The following is a 13,239-nucleotide window of genomic DNA, read 5'->3' on the forward strand; positions in this document are numbered from 1 at the left end:
GTAGCGGTAACCGGTATTGCTGGACCTGGCGGAACCGCGGATAAGCCCGGAGGACGGGTTCATCTGGCCGTTGCAAACCGAGACGGTGTGATGGAGCATCGGCAAATGGATTATGGAGATATCGGGCGCCTCAATGTCCGCCTCGCAACCGTCACGACAGCCCTGGAAATGTTGCTGAAGGCAGCGAAATCCTAAATCGGGCTTGAATGAACAGACCGACAACCAGACGGATTATCCATACAGATCTTTTGCCCGGGTTTCAAAAGCCGCAATCATACGTTGGACCGCTTCGTTGAAAAGCATTCCAATTGTTTTTTGCAGAAGCATCGATTTAAACTCGAAATCGACGAAGAAATCGATATTGCAGCCTTCAGGATGCGGTTCAAAAATCCAGTGATTATTCAAATATTTGAACGGGCCATCCATATATTCCACATCGATCCGCATATTTTCCTGATCAAGGGTTACGCGGGACGTGAATTTTTCCCGAAACATCTTAAAGCCGATCACAAGATCCGCCATGATGACATCATCAATGCGGGAATTAATGCGCGCGCCGATACACCAAGGTAGAAATTCCGGATATTTATCGACCGCAGCGACCAGATCAAAAAGCTGCTGGGGGCTGTGAGGCAAGACGCGCTGCTCTGCATGTGTTGGCATGGTTACTCGTGCTTGTTTTTATCGTTTCAACTATTACTTAGCCTGAGCTTTTTCACGTGCAGCCCGCAACTTGGCAAAATCCTCACCCGCATGATGACTGGACCGGGTCAGTGGCGACGACGATACCATCAAAAAGCCTTTTGCATAGGCCTGACGTTCATACACGCCAAATTCTTCCGGCGTTACAAACCGATCGAGTCCATGATGTTTGACGGTTGGCTGTAAATACTGACCAATGGTAATAAAGTCGATATCCGCAACACGCATATCGTCCATCACTTGTAGAACTTCTTCTTTCTCTTCACCAAGGCCGACCATCAGACCCGATTTCGTGAAGATTGTAGGATCCAGTTCTTTCACCTGTTGCAACAATCGAAGAGAATGGAAATAACGGGCGCCCGGGCGCACCGTTGTGTACAATTTTGGAACAGTTTCCAGATTATGATTGAAAACGTCCGGTTTCGCTTTAACAACTATTTCCAGGGCGCCGTCTTTTTTCAAGAAATCAGGGGTCAGGATTTCGATTGTTGTTGCCGGAGATGATTCCCGTATCGCCTGAATAACTTCTGCGAAATGCTGTGCCCCACCATCGGCCAGATCATCCCTGTCAACAGAAGTAATAACAACATGTTCAAGCCCCATTGTCTTAACGGCTGTCGCCACATTGAACGGCTCAAACGGATCAAGGGCATTTGGTTTGCCCGTTGAAACGTTACAAAAAGCGCAGGCTCGCGTGCAGATTTCACCCATAATCATCATCGTCGCATGCTTTTTAGCCCAGCATTCGCCAATATTTGGGCAGGCCGCTTCTTCACAAACAGTCGTAAGATTAAGCCCCCGCATCAATTCGCGCGTTTCGTGATATTGCTTTGACACAGGAGCCTTCACCCGTATCCAGGACGGCTTGCGTTTCACCGGGTTGTCAGGCTTGTGAGCCTTTTCCGGATGCCTTACACGTGCTTCAACTTGAGTATTCTCAGTCATGGCAATATCACTTTACTCGATCAAAGAAGGAAAACTGTCGATTTAACGAAGCTCTCCCTCACATATGGATAACCTTATCGTAGGCATCAAGAACAGACTCATGCATCATTTCCGATAACGTCGGATGCGGGAAGACCGTATGCATCAGTTCGATTTCAGTTGTTTCGAGGGTTTTAGCAATGCCGAAGCCTTGAATCAACTCTGTAACTTCGGCCCCGATCATATGAGCCCCGATAAGTTCCCCTGTTTTCGCATCAAATATGGTTTTTACCAACCCCTCGGGTTCTCCAAGGGCGATAGCTTTACCATTTCCGATAAACGGAAAACGACCAACCTTCACTTCATGACCAGCCTCAATGGCGGCCTTTTCTGTCAGCCCAACGGACGCCACTTGTGGGTGACAATAAGTACAGCCAGGAATATTGGTTGTAACTAACGGATGAACATCTTTTACACCAGCGATTTTCTCGACGCAGATAATTGCCTCATGGGACGCTTTGTGGGCCAGCCAAGGAGGACCCGTCAGGTCGCCAATGGCGTAAACACCGGCCTCGCCTGTCCGGCTGAATTCATCCACCTCAATGTGGCTGCGGTCAACTTTTACCTTCGTACCTTCGAGCCCAATATCCTCCACATTTCCAACAATTCCAACAGCCATGATCACCCGATCAAAGGTATCTGTGCTGGTTTTACCCTTGGCATCCTTGAAAGTGGCGGTTACGTCCTTGGACGATTTCTTCAGCTCTGTCACATTGGTTGACTTTTTTATGGTCATCCCCTGTTTTTTAAAGGCTTTTTCTGCATGCGCCGAAATATCAGCATCTTCGACCGGTAAAATTCGGTCCATGACCTCGACAACCGTGACATCTGATCCAAGTGCATTAAAGAAGCTGGCGAATTCAATGCCAATTGCACCGGAACCAACTACCAGAAGTTTTTTAGGTGTTGTATCGGGCACCAACGCATCTTTATAGGACCAGATAAGCTTGCTATCGGGCTCCAGTCCGGGAAGGTTGCGGGCCCGGGCCCCTGTGGCAAGGATCGTATGTTTTGCTGAAAGAACGGTTTTGCTGCCGTCTTTTTCGACAGACACTTTTCCGGATCCGGCAATTTTCCCCTGCCCTTCAAAGACTGCGATTTTGTTCTTTTTCAGCAAACCGGAGATACCGCCGGACAATTGAGCCGCAACCTGACGGGATCGCTTGACAGTGGCTTCCAGATCGACAGAAGCCTTTTCAACCTTAATGCCATAACTTTCGGCATGCTGAATGTTGCGATAAACTTCTGCGGTTCTCAACAACGCCTTTGTCGGAATACAGCCCCAATTCAAGCAAATACCGCCAAAATGTTCCCGTTCAATAACCGCAGTCTTCAGACCTAGCTGCGCGCCCCGGATTGCGGCGACATATCCGCCCGGGCCTGTTCCGATGACGACCAAATCAAAATTTGTTTCTGCCATTTGTGCCGTCCTCTTTAAAGCATCATTGTCAAAGGCTCTTCGATATAGCCTTTGAAATATTTAAGAAGTTCTGCGCCAACAGCGCCATCAATAACCCGGTGATCACAAGACAATGTCACACTCATTACGGTCGCAATCGCCACCGCACCATCCCGGATAACAGGCCGCTGTTCCCCCGCACCGACGGCCAAAATGGCTGATTGCGGTGGGTTAATCACAGCGGAAAATTCCTTAATCCCGAACATACCAAGGTTGGAAATCGAGAAGCATCCGCCCTGATATTCTTCCGGCATCAGTTTTCCGTCTTTCGCCTTGCCAGCCAAAGACTTCATTTCGTTTGAAATACTCGCCAGGCCTTTTTGATCTGCTGTACGGACAACCGGGGTAATCAGCCCCCCGTCAACCGCAACAGCGACGGCAATATCAATATCCTTATACTGAAGGATCTTGTCACCGCCCCAGATCGCATTGGCTTGTGGCAGCTTCCGCAGTGCCAGTGCCGACGCCCGGATAACGAAGTCATTGACCGAAATTTTATAATCGTCTCCCCGTGCGTTCAGGTCTTTTCGCATGGAAAGCAGATTATCCAGTTCACATTCAACCGTCAGGTAGAAATGCGGAATGGTTTGCTTGGCTTCGGTCAGGCGCTTCGCAATTGTTTTGCGCATACCGTTCAAGGCAATCTCTTCATGCTCTCCTGCATGCGGCGGTGTCGTTGCAACAGGACCCGAAGAAGCCGTTGGTTGAGCCGTCGTTCCACCAGCTTTAGCACTGTCTTCCGCTTTGGCATCCGACTTACGGGCAGCGGCTCCCCCTGACTTCACAAAGGCTTCCACATCGGCTTTGATCACCCGTCCACGTGGACCCGTGCCATCTATATCGGCAACATCAACCCCTTCGTTCGATGCAATGCGACGCGCCAGAGGGCTCGCAAAAACACGGCCGCCGGTAACGACTTTGTCGCCTGCTGATCCACCGGACTGTTTAGCCGGTTTTTCGGGCGCGGCACTCTCTTCAGGGGCCACCGGTTTATCCTCCGGTTTTGAAGAACCGGCTGACGAGGCACCATCTTGTGAGTAATTATCGAGGGCGCTTTGATCTTCCCCCTCCTCTAGAAGAATGGCAATGGGCGTATTGACGGCGACGTTGTCCGTACCGCCCTCAACAAGGATCTTACCAAGAACCCCTTCATCAACGGCTTCTACTTCCATCGTTGCTTTGTCTGTTTCAATTTCAGCCAAAACATCCCCTGAAGAAACACTTTCCCCTTCTTTAACCTGCCAGTTGGCAAGCTTGCCCTCTGTCATCGTCGGAGAGAGAGCTGGCATTGTAATTGTAATTGGCATCCGGCTTCCCCTTAAGAACGATATGTGACGGCTTTCACCGCATCGATGACGTCCTGCGCACTCGGCAGGGCCAATTTTTCAAGATTAGCGGCATAAGGCATAGGCACGTCTTTACCTGTCACCCGAATGACCGGCGCGTCCAGATAATCGAACGCTTTTTCCATGATTTGTGCGCTAAGTTCAGCCCCCACACCATGTTGCGGCCATCCTTCTTCGACGGTTACACAGCGATTTGTTTTCCGGACAGAAGCAAGAATTGTATCCATATCCAAAGGCCGAATTGTACGCAGATCAATTACCTCTGCATTTACGCCGTCCGCCGCAAGCTTTTCAGCGGCATCAAGGGCATATGTCATCCCCATTCCAAAGGAAACGATGGATACATCATCGCCTGAACGTGCGACTTTCGCCTTCCCGAGCGGCACAGTGAAATCGTCCAGAACCGGAACATCGAAGCTTTGTCCGTACAAAATTTCGTTTTCAAGGAAAATTACTGGATTTTCATCACGAATTGCGGATTTCAATAGTCCCTTGGCATCCGACGCCGTATGAGGCGCAACGACAATCAAACCAGGCACATGGGCGTACCAGGCCGCAAAACACTGTGAATGCTGGGCCCCAACCCGTGAAGCCGCGCCATTAGGACCCCTGAAAACAATCGGACTGGACATCTGGCCGCCCGACATATATCGGGTTTTAGCCGCTGAGTTTACAATCTGATCAATAGCCTGCATGGCAAAATTGAAGGTCATAAATTCAACAATAGGACGTTGACCGTGAAAGGCCGCGCCCACACCAATACCGGCAAAACCATGCTCTGTAATCGGCGTATCGATCACGCGGCGGGCGCCGAACTCGTCAAGCAAGCCTTGCGTTACTTTATAGGCCCCTTGATATTCAGCAACCTCTTCGCCCATGATAAAAACGCGGTCATTGTTTCGCATTTCTTCGGCCATGGCATCCCTGAGCGCTTCTCGTACACTCATTTTGACCATTTCAGTGCCTTCAGGGATTTCTCCGCTGGCATCATAAGCGTCGCCCGAACTTTCGATAACAACAGAAGACGAACGGTCGTCTTGATTGTCACTGTCGCTATCGTCGTCGTCCTCTGCGCCTTCGGAGGCTGCTTCTGGCGCTTTGGAAGAATATCCGTCCAAAGCACTTTTATCCTCTCCCTCTTCCAGTAAAAGAGCGATCGGTGTGTTCACTGCGACATTGTCCGTGTCTGCATCAATCAGAATTTTTCCGACAGTGCCTTCATCAACGGCTTCCACTTCCATCGTCGCTTTATCTGTTTCGATCTCTGCCAGGACGTCACCAGAGGCGACAGTATCCCCCTCACTCACATTCCAGCGAGCAAGTTTTCCTTCGGTCATGGTCGGCGACAGAGCCGGCATTAAAATTTCTGTTGGCATTAGATACCCTCTTAATTCGAATTGCTCTGTGCTTAGGCTACGATATCAGTCATCAGTTCATCCGGATGAGGTTCCGGACTTTCCTGCGCAAACTCTACTGCTTTGGCGACAATTGCTTTTACGTCCCGATCAATTTCCTTCAATTCATCTTCTGTATAAACCTTGTCGTTCAACAGTTTTTCCCGAACCCGTTCGATAGGATCACTTTCAGCCCGTTTTTTGTTCACTTCTTCTTTAGAGCGATATTTTGCCGGATCAGACATGGAATGTCCGCGATAGCGATAGGTTTTCATTTCCAGAATGTAAGGACCTTTGCCGCTGCGTGCCCATTCAACAGCCTTGCGGCCCGCTTCTGCAACAGCAAAGACATCCATGCCGTCTACCTGTTCTCCCGGAACATTGAAACTTTCACCCCGACGGAAAAGTTCCGTTTGTGCCGAGGCCCTTTTGACCGAAGTTCCCATGGCATATTCGTTGTTTTCGATGATATAAATCACCGGCAGGGTCCACAACTCGGCCATATTGAAGCTTTCATAGACCTGACCCTGATTAACAGTGCCGTCCCCCATATAACAAAGGGTCACATTGTCTGTGTCGTCATATTTCTGACTGAAGGCAAGCCCCGTTCCCAAAGGAACGCACGCGCCAACAATACCATGACCGCCATAAAAGTTCTTTTCCTTGGAGAACATATGCATGGAACCGCCCTTGCCGCGGGAATATCCCCCTTCACGGCCCGTCAATTCTGCCATGACGCCCTTTGGATCCATTCCACAGGCCAACATATGCCCGTGATCCCGATAGGATGTAATAACGGCATCATCTGGATTGATGGCCGACTGCATGCCAACCACAACAGCTTCCTGTCCGATATACAAATGACAGAAGCCGCCGATCAGGCCCATTCCATATATCTGGCCTGCTTTTTCTTCAAAGCGTCGGATCAGCAACATATCTGTGTAGAATTTTTTGACCTGTTCTTTATCCACTTTAGTGGACTTACTCCGGGCGGTAGTGGCTTTGCGCGCCATGATCTCTCCCTCTAGACAAATTTGGTCTGTTTTATAATTTAGGCGCCGAAAAACTTCCTGGCGCGTCGAATAATGCCTAAATGTGGCAACAAATATCTTAATAAACAAGAAATTCTGTATAATTAACTAAATTATAGTTATTTCGGTTAAAAATGCTGCAAAGCAATGTAAAAACACAGCTTTTCTTACGATATGCAAAATATCGTAACAAGAAGATACTTTCAGAGATGTTTTTTGAAATAATTATTCTCTATTGGCGGTGAGAAAAGCAACTTCCTATCAGAAGTTCCGAATGTAACTTATTTTTCGGTGTAAATAACCAGCTCATCCGGATGGGCGAGGCCCAGCACTTCCCGAGCCCGTTCTTCCAGCATATCCAAATCCAGATTCTCTGGATCAAGAAGTTTGACCCGATTTTCCAGCTTTTCTTTTTCAAGTTCCGTGATTTGAAATTCGGCTTCCGCTTTCTGTATTTCCATCTGTAATTTCAGATAGGAGAATAGCCCCCGATCGCCTTCGATCAGGTGGTAACTAAAATAGCAGATGGTCAGCAGTCCCAGAATAGGCCCCGCTCCGGCTTTTAGTCTTTTGCCAATTTCGTAACTAATGCTCATATTCTTAATGAATCAAATTATTCCATAAGGGTCAATGTTTATTCGATTATTTCAGCGAATATTTCAAAAGCGGCACAAAAGTGTGGTTATTCAAGACAAATAACCGATTTTTCAAAAGAAAACCGTAGCCCACCTGCCCATCGTGGCATCCTTTTCAAAAAAGATAAAAGGACAGGTTTTGTAAAATCGAATGGTTTATTGCATCCATAAAAAAAGGCGGGAAACCCCGCCTTCTTTCACTAGGCTTTTAACCATAAGTTTTATTTTAAGATGGAGCGGCCAGCATATTCAGCAGACGCCCCCAAGGCTTCTTCAATCCGGATCAACTGATTGTATTTAGCCAACCGGTCTGACCGGGCAAGGCTGCCCGTTTTAATCTGTCCGCAATTAGTCGCAACGGCCAGATCAGCAATGGTCGCATCTTCGGTTTCACCCGAACGATGGGACATAACGGCTGAGTAGCTGGCTTTATGGGCCATTTCCACAGCTTCCAGCGTCTCGGTCAGGGTGCCAATCTGATTGACTTTCACCAGAATTGAATTGGCCACCCCTTTTTCAATACCGTCCGCCAGACGCACAGGGTTTGTCACGAAAAGATCATCCCCGACCAGTTGAACTTTATCACCGATTTTATCAGTTAATAACTTCCAGCCATCCCAGTCATCTTCAGACATACCATCTTCAATAGAGATAATCGGATAGTCACCTACAAGCGCTGCGTAATAATCAACCATTTCGCCTGCTGAGAGAACCTTGCCCTCTCCTTTCAGGTGATACTGGCCGTCTTTGTAAAACTCTGTAGACGCTGAATCCAGAGCCAGGTAAATATCTTCCCCTGGCTTGTATCCGGCGACTTCGATAGATTTCATAATGAAATCAAGCGCATCGCGCGTGCCACCAATATTCGGGGCAAAACCGCCTTCATCACCAACATTGGTATTATGACCAGCATCGCTCAGCTGTTTTTTCAAAGTATGAAAAATTTCGGACCCCATGCGAACCGCTTCGCGGATATTTCCGGCAGAAACCGGCATGATCATGAATTCCTGAACATCAATCGGATTATCCGCATGTTCTCCGCCATTGATGATATTCATCATCGGAACTGGAAGCGTACGCGCAGAGGCCCCACCGATATAACGATACAATGGCAGTCCAGTATCTTCGGCTGCTGCTTTTGCAAGCGCCATAGAAACACCTAGAATAGCGTTCGCGCCCAACCGGCTTTTGTTCTGTGTGCCGTCCAGTTCCATCATGATACGGTCGATGGCAATCTGGCTATCTGCATCCATGCCAGAAAGCGCGTCAAAGATTTCACCATTGACGGCATCAACCGCTTTGAGAACACCTTTACCTTTGTAGCGATCACCGCCGTCGCGCAGTTCAACAGCTTCATGAGCTCCTGTCGACGCACCTGAAGGAACAGCAGCCCGGCCAAAGGCACCAGTATCAAGGAGTACATCAACTTCAACGGTCGGATTGCCGCGACTGTCAAGAATTTCACGGCCGATAATATCAAGAATAGCGCTCATTTTATTGGAGTTCCTGTTATCAGTGTCTGAGAAGTAAAATCAGAGGTTTTTGGCGAGGGCATCAAAAGCCTGAAGAGTTTGTAGCAAGTTCCGCATTTCCTGAATTGGAACCATGTTCGGGCCATCTGAGGGAGCATTGTCCGGGTCCTGATGGGTTTCCATGAACACCATTGCAACGCCAACCGAAACCGCTGCACGAGCCAGCACGGGAACATATTCCCGCTTACCGCCCGTGGTCGCCCCTTGACCGCCGGGCTGCTGAACAGAGTGGGTTGCATCAAAAACCACCGGATACCCTGTTTCAGCCATAATTGGCAGGCTCCGCATATCACTCACTAACGTATTATAGCCAAAACTGGCGCCGCGTTCGGTCAACAGGATTTGTTCGTTCCCACTTTCCTGCATTTTGACGACAACATTTTTCATGTCCCAAGGTGCCAGAAACTGCCCTTTTTTAACATTAACCACCCGTCCGGTCTTCGCAGCGGCAACGAGCAAATCTGTCTGACGGCACAAAAAAGCCGGGATTTGCAGAACGTCAACAACGGTCGCTACTTCAGCGCATTGGCCGGGCTCATGAACATCTGTCAGAACAGGAATACCAAATTCTTTCTGAACCTGTTCAAAAACCGGTAACGCCCCGTCCAGACCCATTCCCCGCTTCGAATGAATGGAAGATCGGTTAGCCTTGTCGAACGAAGATTTATAGACAAGGCCGATCCCAAGCTCTTGGGTCATTTCATGCAACTGACCCGCCATATCCATGGCGTGTTCAGCACTTTCCATCTGACAAGGTCCGGCGATGATTGTCAGCGGTAGATCATTGCCAACCTCGAAATTACCGATCTTGATATGATGCTGCTTTGTCATGATATGTCCTGTTTCCGTCGTCTTAGACCAGTCTGGAATGATCCAGAGCGGCTTTTACAAAACTCTTGAAGAGTGGATGTGGATCAAAGGGTTTTGACTTCAATTCCGGATGGAACTGAACACCAATAAACCAAGGATGATCCGGGATTTCAACGATTTCAGGCAAATCACCATGCGGCGACAATCCAGAGAACTTGTATCCGACTTTTTCCAGCACTTCTTTATAGGCAATATTCACTTCATAGCGATGACGATGCCGTTCATCAATACGATCCTGCCCATAAATTTCATGAACCTTGGACCCTGGAATCAGATCACACGGATACGATCCTAAACGCATCGTACCGCCCAAATCACCATCCGCAGATCTGGTTTCAGTCTTATTGCCTTTTGTCCATTCGGTCATAATACCGACCACGTTCGGATCAAAGTCGCCAAATTCGGACGTACCTGCATGTGGCATATCAGCCAGATTTCGGCACCCTTCGATCACAGCCATCTGCATGCCATAACAAATACCAAAATACGGAATTTTATTTTCCCGCGCATATGTTACGGCCCGGATTTTCCCTTCTGCGCCCCGTTCACCAAAACCGCCGGGAACCAGAATGGCATGAACGCCAGAAAAACGATCCGCGACACTGTCCCGATCTTTTTCAAACTCTTCTGATTCAATCCAGTCGATATTGACCTTGACCTTGTTGGCAATGCCGCCATGGGTCAAGGATTCCGTCAGAGATTTATAGGCGTCCTGCAGTTCAATATATTTACCGACAACTGCGATATTAACCTCGCCCTCGGGATTGATACTGCGATCAACAATTTCTTCCCACTTGGACAAATCTGGTTCTGGCGCATCCGTAATGCCAAACGCATTCAATACAGCTGCATCAAATCCCTCATGGTGATAGCTGAGCGGCACTTCATAGATGGTTCTGACATCCAAAGCCTGAATAACGGCTTCTGGCGGTACATTACAGAACTGACCAATCTTTGCCCGCTGCCCTTCCGGGATCGGCATTTCACTGCGACACAGCAAAATATCCGGCTGAATACCAATTGACCGCAACTCTTTAACAGAATGCTGGGTCGGCTTCGTTTTAAGCTCACCCGCGGCAGCAATATAAGGGACGAGTGTCAGGTGAATGAAAATCGCGTTATTCCGCAATTCGTTGCCTAGCTGGCGAATAGCCTCCATAAACGGAAGGCTTTCAATATCACCAACGGTTCCGCCAATTTCCACCAGAACAAAATCTTCATCGCCGATATCCGCAGTCGCGAATTCTTTAATGGCATTTGTAATATGAGGAATAACCTGAACTGTACCACCGAGATAATCCCCTCGGCGTTCCTTGCGAATAACGGTCTGATAAATCCGCCCAGTCGTGACATTGTCACTCTGTTTGGAAGCCACACCTGTAAAGCGTTCGTAGTGACCGAGGTCGAGGTCTGTTTCAGCCCCATCATCGGTTACGTAACATTCCCCGTGTTCATAGGGGTTCATAGTGCCGGGATCGACATTGATATATGGGTCCAGCTTCCTCATTCTCACTTTGTAGCCACGAGCCTGCAACAGGGAAGCAAGTGCTGCCCCGGCAAGTCCTTTGCCAAGAGAGGAAACCACACCACCGGTAACGAAAATAAACCGAGCCATGGAATTATACTATATCTGAAATTTGTTACGTCGTGAAGTAAAAGAGGCGGCCAACCCGCCGCCTCGTGATTTTTTTTCCATCTAGTTGGAAATCGGTGCTGAAGGTTCCTGCGGAACCGCCGGCGCTGCCGGTGCACTATCAGTAGGTTGATCAAGGATGGATGTCGGTGCTGCGTGGTTTCCGCTCAGTACTGCAAGCAAAATGCTTGTCCCGAAGAAAGCCGCCGCCAGGATCGCTGTTGTCCGTGTCAAAAGGTTCGCAGCCCCGCGACCGGTCATAACACCGCCGCCACCGCCGCCGCCGCCGCCGCCAATTCCCAAAGCACCCCCTTCAGAGCGCTGAAGCAATACGACGCCGATCAAAAAGACAGCGATCAAAACATGAACGACCAGCAGGATAGTTTCCATGATCCAATTATTCCCGGACTAATGCGATAAATATCGCATCCAAAATATCAATAACAGTTGGTGGGCTTCTACACCAAAGCCAAACCGATTACCAGCTTAAACTCTATAAATAATCGCTTTAAAGACTGGTTTCAACAATTGGCCAAAAGTCTTCGGCTTTCAGGCTGGCACCACCAACCAAAGCTCCGTTTACATGGGCAACGTTCATCAACTCGGCCGCATTACTTCCTTTGACAGAGCCACCATACAATAACCGAACACCATCGGCGTCTTTTAACAACGCCTGTAGATCGTTCCGAATATGCGCGTGAACGTCAGCAACATCTTCGACCGTTGGGGTTTTACCTGTCCCAATGGCCCAAACGGGTTCATATGCAATCACAAGATTTTCAGCAGTTCCGCCTGCCGGCAATGATCGGGAAACCTGACCTGAAATAACAGATAAAGTTTGGCCGCTTTCCCTCTCTTGCAATGTTTCACCAACACAAACAACAGCAATCAGACCGGCTTTCAAGGCCGCTTCTGCCTTCGCTTTTACGTCTTCATTGCTTTCATTATGATCCGTACGTCGTTCGGAATGGCCTACAAGAACATAGTCTGCGCCGGCATCTTTTAGCATCTGCGCACTTGTATCACCCGTATGGGCACCTTTTTCGTTTGCGTGACAATCCTGCCCACCAATAGAAACCGGGGAGCCATTTGCCAACTCGGCCATCGACGCGACCAAAGTCGCAGGCGGGCATATCAAAATGTCACACCCAACCGAGTTTTGTTCGCTTGCTTTGTGTATCAACGATTTCAGTTCTTCGGCTGATTCACGCTTCAAACCATTCATCTTCCAGTTACCGGCAATTAACGGACGCAATGACGAGCTCATTTTCCCTCACAGTTTGGTGTGTATTGGTCTTTCATATCTCTCTTTTTTGACCATATGCCACTTTTTTTTCAATAAAGATACCGCTTTACAAAATTCTATGTTTACGCGGGACACTTCAAGCCCCTATCATGTCGCCCCGCTGCTCCCTATATAAAGGGCAGTTCAAATTTTATATTATGCGATAGATGGTTGATCATGCTGCATTCGATGCGTAAAGGGGCCGGTGGATGGCTCGCCAAAGGTTTATTAGTCCTTCTTGTTGCCAGTTTTGCCGTTTGGGGCATTGGCAGCGATATGTTGGGAAGTTCTGTTGGTGCAGATGTCATTGAAGTTGGCGATCAGACTGTCACGATTGGCGAATTCCGCAGGGAATACCAAAATCGCAT

14 protein-coding genes are annotated in these 13,239 nt (G+C 48.6%); 2 read left to right on the forward strand and 12 right to left on the reverse strand.

Annotation, left to right across the window (positions count from 1 at the left end; all coding sequences use genetic code 11):
- On the forward strand, positions 1-195 hold a 195-nt coding region (locus ACJAYR_RS17140), incomplete at its 5' end, for a CinA family protein (protein WP_415237733.1).
- A 36-nt stretch (positions 196-231) separates the two neighbouring features.
- Here the strand turns inward: ACJAYR_RS17140 and ACJAYR_RS17145 are convergent.
- The 12 genes from ACJAYR_RS17145 to tpiA form a co-directional block, all read right to left on the reverse strand.
- Positions 232-663: a type II toxin-antitoxin system RatA family toxin gene (locus ACJAYR_RS17145; RefSeq protein WP_169545554.1), complete on the reverse strand. Its 432-nt coding sequence runs from the start codon at positions 661-663 to the stop codon at positions 232-234.
- Between the two features lie 33 nt (positions 664-696).
- Positions 697-1,647, reverse strand: coding sequence for a lipoyl synthase (gene lipA, locus ACJAYR_RS17150; protein ID WP_415237734.1), 951 nt, complete (start codon positions 1,645-1,647; stop codon positions 697-699).
- Between the two features lie 58 nt (positions 1,648-1,705).
- Positions 1,706-3,106, reverse strand: a complete 1,401-nt coding sequence (lpdA, locus tag ACJAYR_RS17155; RefSeq protein ID WP_415237735.1) for a dihydrolipoyl dehydrogenase — start codon at positions 3,104-3,106, stop codon at positions 1,706-1,708.
- A gap of 14 nt (positions 3,107-3,120) precedes the next feature.
- A complete protein-coding gene (locus ACJAYR_RS17160) occupies positions 3,121-4,452 on the reverse strand; it encodes a pyruvate dehydrogenase complex dihydrolipoamide acetyltransferase (RefSeq protein WP_415237736.1) in 1,332 nt (443 codons plus the stop codon).
- 11 nt (positions 4,453-4,463) lie between these two features.
- Positions 4,464-5,867, reverse strand: coding sequence for a pyruvate dehydrogenase complex E1 component subunit beta (locus ACJAYR_RS17165; protein ID WP_415237737.1), 1,404 nt, complete (start codon positions 5,865-5,867; stop codon positions 4,464-4,466).
- A gap of 32 nt (positions 5,868-5,899) precedes the next feature.
- The gene (gene pdhA / locus ACJAYR_RS17170; RefSeq protein ID WP_169545559.1) at positions 5,900-6,898 is read right to left on the reverse strand and encodes a pyruvate dehydrogenase (acetyl-transferring) E1 component subunit alpha; all 999 of its coding nucleotides are present in this window, start codon (positions 6,896-6,898) and stop codon (positions 5,900-5,902) included.
- A 299-nt stretch (positions 6,899-7,197) separates the two neighbouring features.
- A complete protein-coding gene (locus tag ACJAYR_RS17175; protein WP_169545560.1) occupies positions 7,198-7,512 on the reverse strand; it encodes an FtsB family cell division protein in 315 nt (104 codons plus the stop codon).
- Between the two features lie 260 nt (positions 7,513-7,772).
- Positions 7,773-9,044 carry a phosphopyruvate hydratase gene (eno, locus tag ACJAYR_RS17180; protein WP_415237738.1) on the reverse strand — a complete coding sequence of 424 codons (1,272 nt, stop codon included), beginning with the start codon at positions 9,042-9,044 and terminating at the stop codon, positions 7,773-7,775.
- Positions 9,045-9,083: 39 nt separating this feature from the next.
- Positions 9,084-9,914: a 3-deoxy-8-phosphooctulonate synthase gene (kdsA, locus tag ACJAYR_RS17185; RefSeq protein WP_415237739.1), complete on the reverse strand. Its 831-nt coding sequence runs from the start codon at positions 9,912-9,914 to the stop codon at positions 9,084-9,086.
- Between the two features lie 22 nt (positions 9,915-9,936).
- Positions 9,937-11,568 carry a CTP synthase gene (locus ACJAYR_RS17190; protein WP_415237740.1) on the reverse strand — a complete coding sequence of 544 codons (1,632 nt, stop codon included), beginning with the start codon at positions 11,566-11,568 and terminating at the stop codon, positions 9,937-9,939.
- An 81-nt stretch (positions 11,569-11,649) separates the two neighbouring features.
- On the reverse strand, positions 11,650-11,976 hold the full coding sequence (gene secG / locus ACJAYR_RS17195; protein WP_169545564.1) for a preprotein translocase subunit SecG: 327 nt from the start codon (positions 11,974-11,976) through the stop codon (positions 11,650-11,652).
- A gap of 118 nt (positions 11,977-12,094) precedes the next feature.
- Entirely contained in the window at positions 12,095-12,853 is a 759-nt protein-coding gene (gene tpiA, locus ACJAYR_RS17200) for a triose-phosphate isomerase (protein ID WP_415237741.1), read from the reverse strand.
- A gap of 195 nt (positions 12,854-13,048) precedes the next feature.
- On the opposite strand from tpiA, the gene ACJAYR_RS17205 reads away from it, so the two are divergent.
- Positions 13,049-13,239: SurA N-terminal domain-containing protein (locus tag ACJAYR_RS17205; RefSeq protein ID WP_415237742.1), on the forward strand; the 191-nt coding region annotated here is incomplete at its 3' end.

Source organism: Sneathiella sp. (assembly GCF_047631475.1).
Lineage (GTDB): Bacteria > Pseudomonadota > Alphaproteobacteria > Sneathiellales > Sneathiellaceae > Sneathiella.

Bases quoted from the DNA above. Each gene is read 5' to 3' on its own strand.
- ACJAYR_RS17145 (WP_169545554.1), bottom strand. From the start codon at position 663: ATGCCAACACATGCAGAGCAGCGCGTCTTGCCTCACAGCCCCCAGCAG.
- lipA (WP_415237734.1), bottom strand. From the start codon at position 1,647: ATGACTGAGAATACTCAAGTTGAAGCACGTGTAAGGCATCCGGAAAAG.
- lpdA (WP_415237735.1), bottom strand. From the start codon at position 3,106: ATGGCAGAAACAAATTTTGATTTGGTCGTCATCGGAACAGGCCCGGGC.
- ACJAYR_RS17160 (WP_415237736.1), bottom strand. From the start codon at position 4,452: ATGCCAATTACAATTACAATGCCAGCTCTCTCTCCGACGATGACAGAG.
- ACJAYR_RS17165 (WP_415237737.1), bottom strand. From the start codon at position 5,867: ATGCCAACAGAAATTTTAATGCCGGCTCTGTCGCCGACCATGACCGAA.
- pdhA (WP_169545559.1), bottom strand. From the start codon at position 6,898: ATGGCGCGCAAAGCCACTACCGCCCGGAGTAAGTCCACTAAAGTGGAT.
- ACJAYR_RS17175 (WP_169545560.1), bottom strand. From the start codon at position 7,512: ATGAGCATTAGTTACGAAATTGGCAAAAGACTAAAAGCCGGAGCGGGG.
- eno (WP_415237738.1), bottom strand. From the start codon at position 9,044: ATGAGCGCTATTCTTGATATTATCGGCCGTGAAATTCTTGACAGTCGC.
- kdsA (WP_415237739.1), bottom strand. From the start codon at position 9,914: ATGACAAAGCAGCATCATATCAAGATCGGTAATTTCGAGGTTGGCAAT.
- ACJAYR_RS17190 (WP_415237740.1), bottom strand. From the start codon at position 11,568: ATGGCTCGGTTTATTTTCGTTACCGGTGGTGTGGTTTCCTCTCTTGGC.
- secG (WP_169545564.1), bottom strand. From the start codon at position 11,976: ATGGAAACTATCCTGCTGGTCGTTCATGTTTTGATCGCTGTCTTTTTG.
- tpiA (WP_415237741.1), bottom strand. From the start codon at position 12,853: ATGAGCTCGTCATTGCGTCCGTTAATTGCCGGTAACTGGAAGATGAAT.